Origin of the sequence: Azospirillum lipoferum (assembly GCF_024170005.1) — a bacterium.
Lineage (GTDB): Bacteria > Pseudomonadota > Alphaproteobacteria > Azospirillales > Azospirillaceae > Azospirillum > Azospirillum lipoferum.
In genome coordinates, this window is sequence record NZ_JALJXJ010000001.1 from 196599 (window position 1) to 213415 (window position 16817).

Here is a 16817-nt window from a genome sequence, read left to right on the forward strand (position 1 = left end):
GGAACAGGGCGGAGCCGGCCGTATCAGAACGCTCGCAGGAATGGGACGGGGGACGATGGTGGTGATCGGACGGTGCTGTGCTGGGATGATCGCCGGGTGGCTGATGACGCTGCCGGTCATGGCCGCGCAAAAAGGGGCGGCGCAGGATGCCGCGGTGATCCGGCTGGCGCAGGAACCGGGGCACGAAATCGGGGTTGCCTGCCGCTACCTCGACCTCGATCAGCGACCGGCGCCGCCGGAGGCGGCTCAGCTGTGCGAGGATGCCGCTGATCTCGTGGTGCGGAAGGTGTCCGGACAGGACAGGTCCGTGGTGCGCCTCGGCCTGCGCACGGTGACCCCGGATGCCGAACCGGCGGAGGATAAGCCTCCCACGGTCGATGGCCCGATCCTGCTGGTGGTTCTGGAGGGCCGTCAGGATTGGAGCGGCACCGCCCGTCCCCGCCTGCTGCTGCGCGCCCGGCCGGTCCGCGACGGTGTCGCCGCCCCGTCGGTCGGCCTGCCGCCGGCTTCGGTCGAACTGGGCGGGGAGGGCTGGCGGGCAGCGGCCGATCGGGTGCTGGAACGGGTGGTAAGCTTCGCTCTGCGGGATGGCTGAGGCGCGGGGGACACGGAAAAACCCGGAGCGCGCCGTTACCGGCGCACTCCGGGCTGGGAAGGTTGCCGCCGAGCCGGGGGGATGGGAACCCCGGCCCGGCAGTTGGGCTGAACCGATGCCTGATGTGCTGCCGGCGAACCGGTCAGCGGATCAGGTCGAACGAGTAGTCGGTCTTGCCGACGATGTTGGTGTTGGCGTCGATGTCCTCGAAGATCCGGTCCAGGATCCGCACCAGCACGTTCAGCGCGCCCTGGTAGCCCCAGGTCGGATAGCGGTGGTGGTGGTGGCGGTCGAAGATCGGGTAGGTCAGGCGGATCAGCGGGATCTTGGTGTCACGCTCCAGATACTTGCCGTAGCTGTTGCCGATGATGTAGTCCACCTTGTCGGTGAAGATCAGCGAGCGCAGGTGCCACAGGTCCTTGCCGCCATGGGCCGCACCCGAGGCGCCGAAGGGCGAGCCGTCCAGAGCCTTCTGGACCTGCTTCTCCCACTTCTTGGAGCCGGACGTCGACAGGATGTGCACCGGCTCCGCACCCAGTTCCAGCAGGAAGCGGGTCATGCCCAGGCAGAAGTCCGGATCGCCGTAGACGGCGAAGCGCTTGCCATGCATGTGGGTGTGGCTGTCGGCGATGGCGTCGACCAGACGGCCGCGTTCCAGCTTCAGGCTGGCCGGCACCGGCTTGCCCGACAGTTCCGCCAGCTTCAGCAGCAGCTCGTCGGTGGCGGTGACGCCCATCGGGTAGTTGAACTTGGCGACCTGCTGGCCCTTTTCCTTGCAGAATTGTAGGGTCTGGGTCGTGTTGTACTCCTGCATGGAGAGGGTGGCCTTGGCGTGCAGGGCCTCCTTGGTCTCCTCGATGGTGGTGCCGCCGTCATACATGCGGTACTCGCCATCCATCGGCGTGTCGAAATTGTCGGACACGTCGGACAGGATCTGCAGCTTCACGCCGAATTCGCCGGCGATGCGCTTCAGTTCGCGGTTGTTGCCGACGGCGAAGCCGTCGAAGCCGGGGATCAGGTTGATCTGCTCGGTCTTGGGCGTGTCGAAATTCTCCGACGTCCCCCAGAAGTTGGTCAGGATCCCCTTGATCATGTTGTCGTAGCCGACGATGTGGCTGCCGACGAAGGCCGGGGTGTGGGCGTAGGGGACCGGGAAGTCGGCCGGGACGCTGTCCTTGTTCTTGGCGTTGGCGATGAAGCCCTGCAGGTCGTCGCCGATGACTTCGGCCATGCAGGTGGTCATCACCGCGATCATCTTCGGCTTGTAGAGCGCATAGGCGTTCGCCAGGCCGTCGATCATGTTGTTCAGGCCGCCGAACACCGCCGCGTCTTCCGTCATCGACGAGGAGACCGCGCTGTTCGGCTCCTTGAAGTGGCGGGTCAGGTGGGTGCGGTAATAGGCGACGCAGCCCTGGGAACCATGGACGAAGGGCAGGGTGCCCTCGAAGCCCTGGGCGGCGAACATCGCGCCGATCGGCTGGCAGGCCTTGGTCGGGTTGATGACCACCGCTTCACGGGCGAAGTTCTTCGCCTTGTAGTCCTCGGACTTGGTCCATTCGGAGACGCGGGCGACTTCCTCGTCCGAATGGCCGTACTCGAACTCGGTCTTCTTCTTCTCGAACATCGCCGCATATTCGGGCTGCCGGAAGAGGGTGTAATGGTCGAGGACCTTGTCGGCGCTCTGCGAAAGCTTGTCGGTCATTCTCAAATTCTCCTGTTCCAGAGGCCGATGGTCAGAACGGGGCCTTCATCACGCCCCAGACGGGGTTGTTGATGGCCAGGTCCATGTCGCGGGCGAAGATCGCGAAACCGTCATAGCCGTGGTACGGGCCGGAGTAGTCCCAGCTGTGCATCTGGCGGAACGGCAGGCCCATCTTCTGGAACACGTATTTTTCCTTGATGCCCGACGCGACGAGGTCGGGACGCATCGCCTCGACGAACTTCTCCAGTTCGAACGCGGTGACGTCGTCGTAGATCAGCGTGCCTTCCTTCACATAGTGGGGTGTGCGCTGATAATCGTCGTTGTGGGCGAACTCGTAACCGGTGCCGATGATCTCCATGCCGAGGTCATGGTAGGCATCGACGACGTGGCGGGGACGCAGGCCGCCGACATAGATCATGACCTTCTTGCCATTCAGCCGCGGCTTGTACTTGGCGATGACCGCATCGACCATCGGCTGGTAGCGGGCGATGACCTTCTCGGCGTTCTCCTTGATCTTGTCGTCGAAGAGTGCCGCGATCTTGCGCAGGGACTCGGCGATCTGGCTCGGGCCGAAGAAGTTGTATTCCATCCACGGAATATTGAACTTCTCTTCCATGTGGCGCGCGATGTAGTTCATCGAGCGGTAGCAGTGGATCAGGTTGACCTTGGCCTTCGGCGTGTTCTCCAGCTCCGCCAGCGTGCCGTCGCCCGACCACTGGGCGATCACGCGCAGGCCGATCTCCTCCAGCAGGATGCGGCTCGACCAGGCGTCGCCGCCGATGTTGTAGTCGCCGATGATGGTGACGTCGTAGGGGGTGGAGACGAAGCCGGCCTTGGGTTCCGTCTTCTCGAACACCCAGTCGCGGATGGCGTCGTTGGCGATGTGGTGGCCCAGCGACTGGGACACGCCGCGGAAGCCTTCGCAGCGCACGGGGATGACCGGCTTGCCGATTTCCGCCGACTTGGCGCGGGCGACAGCCTCGATGTCGTCGCCGATCAGACCGATCGGGCATTCCGACTGGATCGAGATGCCGTTCACCAGCGGGAACAGCTCGTTGATTTCCTCGATGACCTTGTGCAGCTTCTTGTCGCCGCCGAAGACGATGTCCTTCTCCTGGAAGTCGGAGGTGAAGTGCATCGTGCCCCAGCTGTCCACACCGGTGTCGCCGATGTAGTAGTTGCGGCGGCCGGACCAGGAGTAATAGCCGCAGCCCACGGGCCCGTGGGAGATGTGGATCATGTCCTTGATCGGACCCCACACCACGCCCTTGGAGCCGGCATAGGCGCAGCCGCGGATGGTCATGACGCCGGGGATGGACTTGACGTTCGACTTGACGCCGCAGTCCTTGGCCTCGGCCTCCAGCACGTTCAGGTGCTTGGCGCGGCGCTTGCGGGACTTTTCGGGATAGGCTTCGAGGACTTCGTTGACGAGGTTCTTGACGTCGACCGTGGTGTTCTCGGACAGGCTCATAGCCGGCCTCCTGCTTGAATATTCCGCGCCACTTCAGCGCGTGACCGAGCCCCTCCCTCCCACGCCGTCGCCCCTGGGCATGCCCCCCCTGGGAATGCCCATTGGGGATGTCTTGGGTCGGCGTTGTGCGGGGCTGGGGATGGGGCCAGTGTTCAGGCGGTCCCCCCTGCGCGGAAGGCGCAGGGGGGCCGGTAGGCAACCGTCGCTACGCCTGGGGTCAGGCGCCGGCCTTGGCCGCTTCCTTGGCGGCGAGCTCGGCGAGCTGCTGCTCCTCGGTCTTCATGATGCCGAAGTCCATCAGCATCTCTTCCAGCTCTTCCATGGTGATCGGGGTCGGGATGCAACCCTGGCCGGAATTCGCGTGGATCTTGTTGGCGAGCGAGCGGTACTCGCCGGCCTGCTTGCTGTCCGGGGCGTACTCGATGACCGTCATGCGGCGCAGTTCGGCGTGCTGCACGATGTTGTCGCGCGGCACGAAGTGGATCAGCTTGGAGCCCAGGCGCTTGGCCAGCGCGTCGGCCAGATCCCATTCCTTGTCCGTCTGACGCTCGTTGCAGATCAGGCCGCCGAGACGGACGCCACCGCTGTGTGCGTACTTCAGGATGCCCTTGGCGATGTTGTTGGCGGCGTAAAGCGCCATCATCTCGCCCGACATGACGATGTAGATTTCCTGGGCCTTGTTCTCGCGGATGGGCATGGCGAAACCGCCGCACACCACGTCGCCCAGCACGTCGTAGGACACATAGTCGACGTCGTCGTAGGCGCCGTTCTCTTCCAGGAAGTTGATCGAGGTGATGACGCCGCGGCCGGCGCAGCCGACCCCCGGCTCCGGACCGCCGGACTCGACGCACTTGATGTTCTTGTAGCCGACCTTGAGGACGTCCTCGAGTTCCAGATCCTCGACCGAGCCGGCCTCGGCGGCCAGATGCAGGACGGTGTCCTGGGCCTTTGCGTGCAGGATCAGGCGGGTCGAGTCGGCCTTCGGATCGCAGCCGACGATCAGGATCTTCTGATCCAGCTCGACCAGCGCGGCCAGCGTGTTCTGAGAGGTGGTGGACTTACCGATACCGCCCTTGCCGTAAAAGGCGATCTGACGCAGAGGCGCTTTGGCCATGTGGGTCGCTCCTGTGCTTGGGTCGTGGGATTTCGCTTCGATCCGGTGCGGCCGGTTCGTGGCCGCTTCGGATTTCATGGATTGCACGACCCGTGCCAGAGAGAAAAATATCAGTAACTATCTGATATTATTCGCATATTTTTTGAGATCGCGTTTCCCTCTCCTTTGTCGGGGTCCCGACACATACGACAAAGCCCGACATTTTGTCGGGACTCTTGCGAAGGTCGGATGCCTGCTGGGTGAAGAGGCAGCCGATGGCGGATTTTGGTGACTTTTCGACGGTTGCGACATTGGCCCACGACGGCGGCAACACCTTGTCAGGTGCGAAATGATCTTTTCGCGCGCCCGCATCCGGACTGCGGAGAGGACCGATCCGCGCAACCGAATCCACATATGACTGTGCACGCGAAACGTGAAAAACCTTCTTTGGCGGCGATCCGCCTGCGCACTAGAATGGGCGCGTCTGGGTAAAGGGGCGGTTATGGTGAACGGAATCGGCATCGACATTGTCATCATCAAGAAGAACGGCACTGCCGACGTTGGCGCCAGTGCTTTTGCGGAGGTTGCGGAAACGATGCGCTTTGCGTTGCGCCGTCTGGGGGCAGATGCGGAGATCGCCATCAACAAGCTCAACCGCCAGCGACGCGCCATCATTCTGGGCGCAATCGACCTGACGCCGGAGGAAGGCAGCCGCTTTCCCAGCACGTCCATCCTTTACAATCTGGAACAGATCCGCACGCTGCACCCGCGCAATGCCCATTACTTGGATCTCCTGCGCCGCTGCCCGGTTTGGGATTACAGCCATCGCAACATTGCCGATCTGGCCGGGATGGGCATCCATGCGCACTATGTTCCCATCGGGCATGTGGACGAGATGACCCGGATCCAGAACAGCCCATCCCCTGCCATCGATGTGCTGTTCTATGGCGCCGTGAACCCGCGCCGCAGCGCGATCCTCGACGCGCTGGGCAAGCGTGGCCTGACCGTGGTCAGCCTTGAACATTATTACGGAGCGCTCCGCGACCAGTTCGTCGCCGACGCGAAGCTGATTCTGAACCTGCATTACTACGAGGCGGGCATTTTCGAAATCGTACGCGTCTCCCACATGCTGTCAAACCGCAAGGCGGTGCTGACCGAACGCCATCCCGACACCGAGATCGACCCCGACCTGCTGGGCGGCCTGGCCTTCGCCCCTTACGAAGAGCTGGTCGAGGCGGCCTGTCGGCTGATTGCGGATGACGCGCGGCGGGAAGCCCTGGCGGAATCGGGATGGCGGTGCATGAGGCAACGGGACGCGGTGGAAGCCATGCGGAGGGTGGCGGGGGAATTGGGAATTGGGCGCGTTTGAAAGACGCCGGGAAGAGCGGTCGCTCATTCCCCGCCATGCCTTGCGTGAATGGGTTGACGTGCTGCGGTGGGAGCCGCGGTCCGGGCTGCCGATACCGGGCGTGTCAGCCGTTGTGCGCCAGGGCGTCGCGGGCCATGACAAGATGCATGGCCAACTCCTCCAACTCCCCGTCGAGGCCCATGTCGTGGAGAAGCTGGGCCAGCGACTGCCCCCGCCCTAGCAGGCGCCGTGCCGAGGCCGCATCGGTGGGGCGGCGGAGCATCGTTTCAATCAGCCGTTCTCCGGTCAGTTTCGCCAAAGCTTCCGTGCGCTCGACCAACCGCTGCTTCAGCGTGTCGAGCGTCGCCGGGCGGCCGGCATGGGTCAGGTCGGCGCAGAAATGGTGCAGGCTGCGCAACTGGCGCAGCAACGCCGCGAACAGCAGGTCGTCCAGCTCGCCACCGGCCGCGGCCTTGCCGACAAGATCGAACAATGTGTCGGAAAGCCGCCATGCCGCCGAAAGCCAGTCGTTCATCGCCTTGCGGTCGGCCGGCTCGACGAAGGGGCCGGATTCCTCCTTTGTCTCCTCCTGGTCGTCCAGATTGCGCAACGCGATGACGATCAGCCCGTCGGCCTGGGCCAGGGTGGCGAGGCTGGCGTGCAGAGTCTTCAGTCCGCGGTCGGCAACGAACCCCTCTATCGCCTCGGTGGCCCGGCGCAACGAATAGCGGGCAAGCCGCCGCGACTGATAGACGACCTCCTGCAAGGCGCTGGCGCCGCCAAGTGCCTCCAGCGCCATCCGCCGTACCTCGAAGCGCAGCAGGGCACGGGCCAGCCGGTCGATGCCGCCGACGTCAATAGGGCGGGTGTCCCTGGTCAGCGTGTCGGCGGTGGCGCGGGCATCGGCCTCGATGGCGGCGATGACGGCCTGGAGGTGCCCCTTGCCGGCGCCGCGCATCCGGCCGACCAGCGCCCGCATCGCTTCGGCGAGGTCGACGGCGCCCGGCAGGCTTTCCTCATGGTCGGTGCGGCCGGCCACCAGCCGGTCGATCAGATGGTCGCGCACCCCCGGCAGCAGTACGTCGGTGACAATCTGCCCGACCGGCCGCAGCAGCGCGTCGAGCATCTGGCCCTGTGGTTTGCCGGCCATCGCCGGCAACGGGTTGACCGGTTTGGGCACCAGCCGCGGCCGGTGCGGCTCCAGCAATTCCAGTACGGTGTCGCCGCGCAGTGGCGTGATGGTGCCGCGCAGAAGCTGGGCGAGCCGCAGAGCGGTGCGTGCCTCGGCGACGCCACGCGGCGGGCTGCCGACGGGCGTGCCAGGTGTGGAGGAGGTGGGGGTTTCGGCGGGCGTGCGGACAAGCGCCTGGGAAGGCACCGGCGGAGTGCGCCGGCGCCGGCTGTCGTCGTACTTGGTCGGCCAGAAGGCCATGCGGGTGCCGCCGGATCGTAAGCGTCGCTGTACTGAGTATGGGGATGGATCGTTAGGCTGCAAATGGACAATGTTGCGACATGCGGCGAGACGCCCCGCGGGTTCTACCGGTGAGGGCTTGGCACGCGCTGACTTATGCAATATCCATATAAAAACTAATGTCATTGTGGCGGGGCGGTTCGGCGTGGCGGACGGGGTGGCGATGGGCGATGCGACCGGTCGGACACCGGTGTCCGACTTGACAGCCGATTTGCCGCTGGCGTCGCGTGCCCACCGCACCAACCTCGTCAATGTCCCGGCCGCCGTCCTGTGCGGCGAAGCCTACAATGACGAGCCACGGCGCCTGCGCATCGGCGCCACCCGCAGCGAACACGCCGCCTTGTTCGAGGCGCTGGACGAAAGCCGCGACGCCCTGACCGCCTCCGACATCTTCCAGCGCCATATGGCGGAGGTGTTCGGGGTGAATCCCGACTTCTCCGGGACCGAAGGGCCGGATGGCAAACGACGTTTTCGCGCCAGCTACCTGCGCCTGCTGAAGGGCTGGATGTTCGACAGCAACGGGGCGGAGGGCGCGGTGCTGAAGGGCTGGGTGGAGAGCCGTTTCGGCCTGCTGCCGACCTTCCATGGCGAGCCGATCCGACGCTTCGCCTCCGACGCCTGGGCGGCCTATGGCGAGCAGAAGCAGTCGACCCGCTTCCATAACAACAACATCCATCTGCAACTCGACCTGCTGTACGAATTCTGTCAATGGACGATCCGCCGCGGCTGGCCCGACGCGCCGATGCCCAACTGGGCCTCGCATATCCGCCTTTTCCGTGGCGTCAACGATTTCGAGGAACACCACATCGTCGCCCGGCCGGACAAGCGCACCGCGGTGCTGCGGCTGAACAACCTGTGTTCCTTTTCCATCAACCGCGACATCGCCGGCCAGTTCGGCGACTACATCCTCGATGCCTGGGTGCCGCTGTCCAAGGTGGTCTTCTTCCGCGACATCCTGCCGCGCTACCCTTTCCAGGGCGAAGGAGAATATCTGGTGATCGGCGGGGACTATCGCGTGGGTGTGTCGCTTCTCTGACAACCTCACGTCCGGCGGCGGCTTGCGAGCCGTCTGCGGGACGCACCAGGAAGGGACGGACCCTGTGCCCGATGGCATGACCGATCCGACGAGTCTGACGCCTGAAATCCGCTCCAGGGCGCTCGGCGCCTATCTCGGCCTCGCCTGCGGCGACGCGCTGGGGGCGACGGTGGAGTTCCTGACCAAGGGCGAGATCGCCCATCAGTATGGCGTCCACAAGCACATCAAGGGCGGCGGCTGGCTGAAGCTGGTGGCGGGGCAGGTGACGGACGACACCGAGATGTCGCTCCATCTTGGCCGCGCCATCCTGTCCGGGCCGGAGTGGGAAGCCCGCCGCGCCGCGGAGGAGTTCGCCACCTGGCTGAAATCGGTGCCGGTCGATGTCGGCGACACGACACGGCGCGGCATCCGCCGCTTCATCATGCACGGCACGCTGGAGGAGCCGGAGTCGGAATACCATGCCGGCAACGGGGCGGCGATGCGCAACCTGCCGGTGGTGCTGGCGACGCTGGGCGACGATGCGGCCTTCGAACGCTGGTCGGTGGAGCAGTCGCACATCACCCACTGCAACCAGTTGTCCGATGCCGCAGTGATCGCGTTGGGCCGGATGGTGCGGCGGCTGGTGCTGGGCGGCGGCATCGTCGCCGCGCGGGAAGAGGCGAACGCCCTCATTGCCAAGCACCGCCAGTTCAAGTTCGCACCTTACCGTGGCCTGTCGACCGCTTTCATCGTCGATACGGTGCAGACCGTCTTCCACTATTATTTCCAGACCGATTCGGTCGAATCCTGCGTGGTGGAGACGGTCAACCAGGGCGGCGATGCCGACACCACCGGCGCCATCGCCGGCATGCTGGCCGGCGCCACCTATGGCGTGGAGTCGATCCCCTCTCGCTGGCTGCGCAAGCTGGACCGCAAGATCTATGACGAGATTTGTCAGCAAACCGACGCGCTGCTGGCCCGCGCGCCGCTGTTGCAGGGGAGATGAGCGATGGCCGACGTGATCTTCTTCGAAAAGCCCGGCTGCGGCGGCAACGCGCGGCAGAAATCCCTGCTGGAACAGGCCGGCCACCGGGTGATCGCCCGTGACCTGCTGAGCGAGCCCTGGACGCCGGAAATGTTGCGCCCCTTCTTTGGCGACCGTCCGGTGGCCGACTGGTTCAACCGCGCCGCCCCCGCGGTGAAGAGCGGCGAGGTGGTGCCGGAGGCGATGGACGAGGCCTCGGCGTTGGCCGCGATGGTCGAACGGCCGCTGCTGATCCGCCGCCCGCTGATGCAGGTCGGCGACCGCCGCGACTGCGGCTTCGAGACCGACCGGGTGGAGGCCTGGATCGGGCTGGGTGGTGCCGCTGCACAGGGGAAGATGGAGGGCTGCCTGCGGCCGGACATGCCGCCCTGTCCAAAGCGATAAGGACCAAAACCGTGAACGTCAAAGCGTGACCTTGCGCACCACCTGTCGTAGCTTGTCGCTCCCGAGGGCGACGACAAGCGGCAGACGAGGACACCATGTGCGAACTCCTGGGCATGAGTGCCAACGTGCCCACGGACATCTGTTTCAGCTTCGCCGGCCTGATGCGCCGCGGTGGCCAGACGGGGCCGCACCGAGACGGCTGGGGCATCGCCTTCTATGAGGGGAAGGGCTGCCGCACCTTCCACGACCCGGCCCCCAGCGCTGAGTCGGAGATCGCCCGGCTGGTCAGCCGGTACTCGATCAAGTCCTGCACGGTGATCTCGCACATCCGTCGAGCCAACCGGGGCCGGGTGTCGCTGGAAAACACCCATCCCTTCACCCGCGAACTCTGGGGCCGGGTGTGGACCTTCGCCCACAACGGCCAGTTGAAGGGGATCAAGGACCGCATCCTGACCTTCTACGAGCCGGTCGGCAGCACCGACAGCGAGCACGCCTTCTGCTGGCTGCTCGACCAGATCCGCATGCAGTATCCGGAGCCGCCCAAGACGACGGCCGGGCTCATGAAGCTGATCCGTCATCTCGCTGCCGATCTGGGGACGCTGGGCGTGTTCAACATGCTGCTCAGCGATGGGCGCTATCTGTGGTGCCACTGCGCCACCAACCTTGCCTGGCTGACCCGCAAGGCGCCGTTCGGCGCCGCCACCCTGCTCGATGCCGACATGAGCGTCGATTTTTCTCAGGAGACGACGCCCGACGACGTGGTCACCGTCATCGCCACCCGGCCGCTGACCAGCAACGAGGACTGGACGGTGATGCAGCCCGGCCAGATGGCGGTTTTCCGCAACGGGGCGCTGGTGAGGGGCTGATCCATCCGCGGCGATTGTTGCCTTGCCAGGAACGATCTTTCGCGCACAGCCCGGCTTAACCGCCGGAAAACAAAGGGGCATCTTGGGTGCCAGAAACCGGCCGATCCCCAAAGGCCGCAACAACCAAGAGGCTCCTTCCGTCATGACCACGATCCTGCATGTCGACTCCAGCCCGCTCGGCACCGCCTCGGTCACCCGCCAGCTGACCGCCTCCATCGTCGAGGCTCTGGTGAAGGCCGATCCGGCGGCCAGCGTCGTCACCCGCGACGTCGCCGCCAATCCGCCGGCCCACCTGGATGCGGAACTGCTGCCGGTCCTCAAGCTCGGCGTTCTGGATGGGCTGAGCGAGCGTCAGCGCGAAGAGCTGGCCCTGACCAACGCCCTGCTCGACGAGTTCCTGGCCGCCGACATCGTCGTGGTCGGCGCGCCGATGTACAATTTTTCCGTCCCGACCCAGTTGAAGGCCTGGATCGACCGCCTTGCCCAGGCCGGCCGTACCTTCCGCTATACCGAGAATGGCCCGCAGGGTCTGGCCGGCGGCAAGCGCGTGATCGTGGCCTCGGGCCGCGGCGGCGTCTATTCGACCAACCCGGCGCTGGCCGGTCTGGACCACCAGGAAGCCTATCTGCGCTCCGTCTTCGGCTTCTTCGGCATCACCGACGTCAGCTTCGTCCGTGCCGAGGGTGTCAGCATGGGGCCGGAGGCGAAGGACAAGGCGCTGGCCGGCGCCGCCAAGGTGATCGAAGAGCTGATTGCCGCCTGAGGTTGGGGTGGGGGCGGGTGCTGAACCAGCCCCCAAACTCTTTACTGGAACGCCACTTCCGCCAAGCTGCGCAGCTTGCGGGAGTGCAGCGTTTCCATCCCGTGCTCGCGCAGCAGTTCCATCGCCAGCACGCCGATCTTCAGATGCTGGTCGACCCGCTCACGGTAGAAGCGGTCGGCCATGCCCGGCAGTTTCAGCTGCCCATGCATCGGCTTGTCCGACACGCACAGCAACGTCCCATACGGCACGCGGAAGCGGAAGCCGTTGGCGGCGATCGTCGCGCTTTCCATGTCCAGCGCGATGGCGCGGCTCTGGCTGAAGCGCATCAGCGGCTCACGATGGTCGCGTAGTTCCCAGTTCCGGTTGTCGATGGTCGCGACCGTGCCGGTGCGCATGATGCTCTTCAGGTCGAAACCCGACAGCCCGGTCACCCGCTCCACCGCCGTTTCCAGCGCGCGCTGAACCTCGGCCAGCGCCGGCACCGGCACCCATAGCGGCAGATCGGCGTCCAGCACATGGTCCTCGCGGACATAGCCATGGGCCAGCACATAGTCGCCCAGGCGCTGGGTATGGCGCAGTCCGGCGCAATGGCCCAGCATCAGCCAGGCATGCGGGCGCAGCACCGCGATGTGGTCGGTGATGGTCTTGGCGTTCGACGGACCGACGCCGATGTTCACCAGCGTGATGCCGTTGCCGTCCGGGCGTTTCAGGTGATAGGCCGGCATCTGCGGCATGCGGGACAGCTTCGGTGCCGCGACATCCGCCCCGCCGCCCAGATTCTGGTTGGTGGTGACGATGTCACCTGGTTCGACGAAGCTGTCATACTGGGCGCGGTAGGCGGCCAGATCGGCATCGCCGGTTGGCTCCATGATCTCGCGCGACAGGCGGATGAACTCGTCCACGTAGAACTGGTAGTTGGTGAACAGGACGAAGTTCTGGAAATGCTCCGGCGCGGTCGCGGTGTAGTGGCGCAGCCGGTGCAGCGAGAAATCGACCCTGGGGGCGGTGAACAGCGCCAGCGGCTTCACCGCATCCTGACCGGTGTCGCAGGTACCGTTGACGATGGTGTCGTCCATCCGTGCCAGATCGGGCAGGTCGAACAGGTCCGGCAGCTTGGTCAGCCGGTCCGGCGGCAGGTCGCCCTCCACATACATGCCGTTTGGAAAGGCGAAATGGATCGGGATCGTCTCTTCGCTGACGCCGACCTCCAGCGGGACGTGGTGGTTGCGCAGCAGAAGCGTGAACTGTTCCAGCAGATAGCGCTCGAACAGGTCGGGCCGCGTCACCGTGGTGGAATGGACGCCGACCCCCTCGACGAAGCCGTAGGACAGCCGGGTGTCGACCGCGGCTCCCGACACGGCGGTCATCCGCACATAGGGGTAGTAGGCCCGGTTCCGCCCGCCTTCCTCCTCGCCCTGGGTATAGGCGGCGAAGCGGTCGCGCAGGTAGGCGGTGTTGCGCTCGTAAATGTCGCGCACACAGGCCAGCGCGGCTTTGGCATCGGTGAAGCGCCCGGCCGACCCGGGCTGGAGCGGGGCTTTATCAGTCATGCCGTCAAAGATGGAGTACGAACGACCGGCTGGGAAGGCCGAATTTCGGCCAACCCGCGGCATTCATCCATTCGGAGGGACTGGGTTGCCCTTCCTGGTCAGTCGGCGCTCAGCCCCATCAGCGACTTGGCGAAGGCATCCGCATCGAACGGACGCAGGTCGTAGACCCCCTCGCCGACACCGATGGCGTGGACCGGGATCTTGAACTTCTCGGCCAGCGAGACCAGCACACCGCCGCGGGCGGAGCCGTCCAGCTTGGTCAGGATCAGGCCGTTGACATTGACCATGTCGCGGAAGATCTCCACCTGGCTGTGCGCATTCTGGCCGGTGGTGGCGTCCAGCGTCAGCAGGGTGGTGTGCGGCGCCGTCTCGTCCAGCTTCTTGATGACGCGGACGATCTTGCGCAGCTCCTCCATCAGGCCGGTCTTGTTCTGCAAGCGGCCGGCGGTGTCGATCAGCAGCACGTCGACCTTCTCGGCCTTGGCACGCTCCAACGCGTCATAGGCCAGCCCGGCGGCATCCGCCCCGGTGTCTCGTGCGACCACCGGGCAGCCGGTACGCTCGCCCCAGATCTTCAGCTGGCTGACCGCGGCGGCGCGGAAGGTGTCGCCGGCCGCCAGCATCACGCTCTTGCCCTCCGCCTTGAACTGGCGGGCCAGCTTGCCGATGGTGGTGGTCTTGCCGGTGCCGTTGACGCCGACGACCAGGATCACATGCGGCTTCAGCGCCGGGTCGAGCACCAGCGGCTTGGCGACGGGGGTGACGATCTTCGACACCTCGGCCGCCAGCGTCGACTTGACCTCCTCAGGCGAGACCTCCTTGCCGAAGCGGGTACGCGCCAGCTCCGCCGTGACCTTCGCCGCGGTGGCGGGTCCGAGGTCGGCGGTGATCAGCAGCTCCTCCAGTTCCTCCAGCGCATCGTCGTCCAGCTTGCGCTTGGTGAAGATGCTGGTGATGCCGTCGGTCAGCTTGGACGAGGACTTGGACAGCCCTTCCTTCAGCTTTGCGAACCAGCCCTTCTTGGTCGGTGGCGCTTCCTCGGCAGCCACCGCGACAGGCGCCGGAGCAACCGGGACAGGGGCGAGCGGCGCGGTCGGCGCTACAGCGGCGGGAGGGGGCGCCGGGACCGGTGTGACCTGAGACGGTGCGACGGGGGCCGGCGGTTCGGCGCTCGGCGGCGCAGGCGCCAGTTCCGGTACCGGCTCGACCTCCGGCTTGGGAGCGGGCGGAGCTGCCGGCGGCTCCGGCGTCGCTTCAGCGTCCGGTTCCGGCGCGGGTGTTGCGGACTCCTGGATGACCGATTCGTCCTGTGCCGCCTCGTCCTTGGGCGCGGTCTCTTCGGGCTTCTTGCGGCCGAACCAGCGGAAAATCATGGAATGTCCACTATGAAAGGGGTCAGAGCGGGGTGCCGGTCAGCACGCCGTCCTTGACGCCGGTGATGGCGGCGGGCACCAGGGAGCCGGGCGGGAAGGGCTGGCCCAGGCGGATCGCGGCGAAATGCTCCGTGCGGCCCAAATCGTCCTTCTCCACCAGCACCGTCGCGGTGCGGCCGACGAGGCTTGCCAGTGTGCGGGCCTCCGCCGCTTCGCCGACGGCACGCAGGCGGGCGGCGCGCTCCTTGCGGACGGCGCCATCCACCTGCGGCATGCGGGCGGCCGGCGTGCCGGGGCGCGGGCTGTAGGGGAAGACATGCAGCCAAGTCAGGCCGCACTCTTCCACCAGCCGCATGGTGTTCTGGAACATCTCCTCGGTCTCGGTCGGGAAACCGGCGATGAAGTCGGCGCCGAACACCACGTCGGGCCGGACCGAGCGCACCCGTTCGCAGAAGGCGATGGAATCGGCGCGGCCATGACGGCGCTTCATCCGCTTCAGCACCATGTCGTCACCGGCCTGGAGCGACAGGTGCAGGTGCGGCATCAGGCGCGGCTCGTTCTCGATCAGGCGCCAGAGGTCGTCGTCCATCTCGATGCAGTCGATGGAGGACAGGCGCAGCCGCGGCAGCTCCGGAACCAGCGCCAGCAGCCGGCGCACCATCTGGCCCAGCGACGGCGAGCCCGGCAGGTCGGGGCCGTAGCTGGTGATGTCGACGCCGGACAGCACCACCTCGTTGTAGCCGGCCTTCACCAGCGCCTGCACCTGCTCGACGATGCCGCCGATCGGGACGGAGCGCGAGGGGCCGCGGCCATAGGGGATGATGCAGAAGGTGCAGCGGTGGTCGCAGCCCTGCTGGACTTGCACGAAGGCGCGGGCGCGGTCCTCGAAGCCGCCGATCAGGTGACCGGCGGTCTCCTTCACCGACATGATGTCGTTGACCAGCACCTTCTCGGCCGGCGGCAGGCCCCAGCTTTCGGGTTGCAGTTTCTCCTGGTTGCCCAGGACCTGATCGACCTCCGGCATCGCCGCGAAGCGCTGCGGGTCGATCTGCGCCGCGCAGCCGGTGACGACGATGCGGGCATCCGGCCGCTCGCGGCGCAGCTTGCGGATGGTCTGCCGCGCCTGCCGTTCGGCTTCCGACGTCACGGCGCAGGTGTTGACGATCACCACGTCGTCCAGCCCGGCGCTGCGCACATGGTTGCGCATCACCTCGGACTCGTAGGTGTTCAGGCGGCAGCCGAAGGTGACGATCTCGGGGCCGGTCTGCGTCGTGCTGTCAGCGCTGCCGCTCATACTGAGACCAGATCAGGCGACAGCCGGCCGCTGAAGGCGAGCGCCACCGGGCCGGTCATCAGGACGCGGTCGTCCTCCGTCCACTCGATGGTCAGCGTGCCGCCGTCCAGGATGATGTCGGCCTTGCGGCCGGTCAGGCCGCGGCGCACCGCGGCGACCAGCGTGGCGCAGGATCCCGACCCGCAGGCCTGGGTGATGCCGGCTCCCCGTTCCCACACCCGCATGCGGATGGCGGTGGGCGAGAGCACCTGGGCGAATTCGATGTTGGCGCGCTCGGGGAAGGCCGGGTGGTTCTCGAACACCGGACCGACCTCGTCCAGCGGCACCGCCTCGGCATCGTCGACGAAGAAGACGGCGTGCGGGTTGCCCATGTTCACCGCGACGGGCGCGGCGAATCCGCCATGCTCGACCGTCTCCACCCGCAGTGTATCGGCCGGCGCGGCCAGCGGAATCGCCGCCCAGTCGAGACGGGGCGGGCCCATGTCGACGGTGATGCGGCCGTTGTCGGCGCGATAGGCGTGCAGCAGACCCGCGGCGGTCTGGAAGCTGGCGCGATCGCGCCCGCTCTGCTCCATCAGCAGCCAGCCGACGCAGCGCGACGCATTGCCGCAGGCGGCCGCCTCGCTGCCGTCGGCATTGCGGATGCGCATGAAGGCATCGGCGCCCGGCGCATCGGTCTTCTCCAGCACGATGAGCTGGTCGCACCCGACACCGGTCCGGCGGTCGGCGATGGCGCGCACCTCCGCGCCCCCCATAACCATTTGGGGGCGGTAGGGTTCGGAACGGGCGTCGATCACGACGAAGTCGTTGCCGAGGCCGTGCATCTTCAGGAATTCGCGGGTCATGG

The 16817-nt window shown here is 66.1% G+C and carries 15 protein-coding genes; 7 read left to right on the plus strand and 8 right to left on the minus strand.

The features are described 5' to 3' along the window. The first annotated feature begins 85 nt into the window (after positions 1–85). Complete coding sequence (locus tag J2848_RS00990; RefSeq protein WP_149230615.1) at positions 86–595, plus strand: hypothetical protein; 510 nt, start codon at positions 86–88, stop codon at positions 593–595. A gap of 142 nt (positions 596–737) precedes the next feature. On the opposite strand, the gene nifK is transcribed toward J2848_RS00990, so the two are convergent. From nifK to nifH, 3 genes are all read right to left on the minus strand, one after another. After that, complete coding sequence (gene nifK, locus J2848_RS00995) at positions 738–2297, minus strand: nitrogenase molybdenum-iron protein subunit beta (protein WP_149230616.1); 1560 nt, start codon at positions 2295–2297, stop codon at positions 738–740. Positions 2298–2328: 31 nt separating this feature from the next. Then, the gene (nifD, locus tag J2848_RS01000) at positions 2329–3768 is read right to left on the minus strand and encodes a nitrogenase molybdenum-iron protein alpha chain (protein WP_063634030.1); all 1440 of its coding nucleotides are present in this window, start codon (positions 3766–3768) and stop codon (positions 2329–2331) included. Positions 3769–3985: 217 nt separating this feature from the next. Next, positions 3986–4882, minus strand: a complete 897-nt coding sequence (nifH, locus tag J2848_RS01005; protein WP_149230617.1) for a nitrogenase iron protein — start codon at positions 4880–4882, stop codon at positions 3986–3988. Positions 4883–5294: 412 nt separating this feature from the next. Here nifH and J2848_RS01010 point away from each other — a divergent pair, with 412 nt between their 5' ends. Then, a complete protein-coding gene (locus tag J2848_RS01010) occupies positions 5295–6230 on the plus strand; it encodes a hypothetical protein (RefSeq protein ID WP_246193753.1) in 936 nt (311 codons plus the stop codon). Between the two features lie 103 nt (positions 6231–6333). On the opposite strand, the gene J2848_RS01015 is transcribed toward J2848_RS01010, so the two are convergent. Then, positions 6334–7641 carry a hypothetical protein gene (locus J2848_RS01015; RefSeq protein ID WP_149230618.1) on the minus strand — a complete coding sequence of 436 codons (1308 nt, stop codon included), beginning with the start codon at positions 7639–7641 and terminating at the stop codon, positions 6334–6336. 184 nt (positions 7642–7825) lie between these two features. Between J2848_RS01015 and J2848_RS01020 the strand changes: the two genes are divergently transcribed. The 5 genes from J2848_RS01020 (at position 7826) to J2848_RS01040 (ending at position 11753) form a co-directional block, all read left to right on the plus strand. Then, the gene (locus J2848_RS01020; protein ID WP_149230871.1) at positions 7826–8716 is read left to right on the plus strand and encodes an NAD(+)--dinitrogen-reductase ADP-D-ribosyltransferase; all 891 of its coding nucleotides are present in this window, start codon (positions 7826–7828) and stop codon (positions 8714–8716) included. A 76-nt stretch (positions 8717–8792) separates the two neighbouring features. Then, complete coding sequence (gene draG / locus J2848_RS01025; protein ID WP_149230619.1) at positions 8793–9701, plus strand: ADP-ribosyl-[dinitrogen reductase] hydrolase; 909 nt, start codon at positions 8793–8795, stop codon at positions 9699–9701. A 3-nt stretch (positions 9702–9704) separates the two neighbouring features. Next, a complete protein-coding gene (locus J2848_RS01030) occupies positions 9705–10124 on the plus strand; it encodes an ArsC/Spx/MgsR family protein (protein ID WP_149230620.1) in 420 nt (139 codons plus the stop codon). Between the two features lie 95 nt (positions 10125–10219). Beyond that, positions 10220–10990: a class II glutamine amidotransferase gene (locus J2848_RS01035; RefSeq protein ID WP_149230621.1), complete on the plus strand. Its 771-nt coding sequence runs from the start codon at positions 10220–10222 to the stop codon at positions 10988–10990. A 142-nt stretch (positions 10991–11132) separates the two neighbouring features. Then, entirely contained in the window at positions 11133–11753 is a 621-nt protein-coding gene (locus J2848_RS01040) for an FMN-dependent NADH-azoreductase (protein ID WP_149230622.1), read from the plus strand. Positions 11754–11794: 41 nt separating this feature from the next. Here the strand turns inward: J2848_RS01040 and J2848_RS01045 are convergent, their stop codons facing one another. The 4 genes from J2848_RS01045 to dapF form a co-directional block, all read right to left on the minus strand. Continuing rightward, the gene (locus J2848_RS01045) at positions 11795–13303 is read right to left on the minus strand and encodes an AMP nucleosidase (RefSeq protein WP_149230623.1); all 1509 of its coding nucleotides are present in this window, start codon (positions 13301–13303) and stop codon (positions 11795–11797) included. Positions 13304–13401: 98 nt separating this feature from the next. Next, on the minus strand, positions 13402–14676 hold the full coding sequence (gene ftsY / locus J2848_RS01050) for a signal recognition particle-docking protein FtsY (protein ID WP_149230624.1): 1275 nt from the start codon (positions 14674–14676) through the stop codon (positions 13402–13404). A 22-nt stretch (positions 14677–14698) separates the two neighbouring features. Next, positions 14699–15970 (minus strand): tRNA (N(6)-L-threonylcarbamoyladenosine(37)-C(2))-methylthiotransferase MtaB, encoded by a 1272-nt coding sequence (gene mtaB / locus J2848_RS01055; protein WP_149230625.1) that lies wholly within the window; start codon positions 15968–15970, stop codon positions 14699–14701. Next, positions 15967–16815 (minus strand): diaminopimelate epimerase, encoded by an 849-nt coding sequence (gene dapF, locus J2848_RS01060; protein WP_149230626.1) that lies wholly within the window; start codon positions 16813–16815, stop codon positions 15967–15969. The genes mtaB and dapF overlap by 4 nt, the downstream gene beginning before the upstream one ends. Positions 16816–16817: the final 2 nt, after the last annotated feature.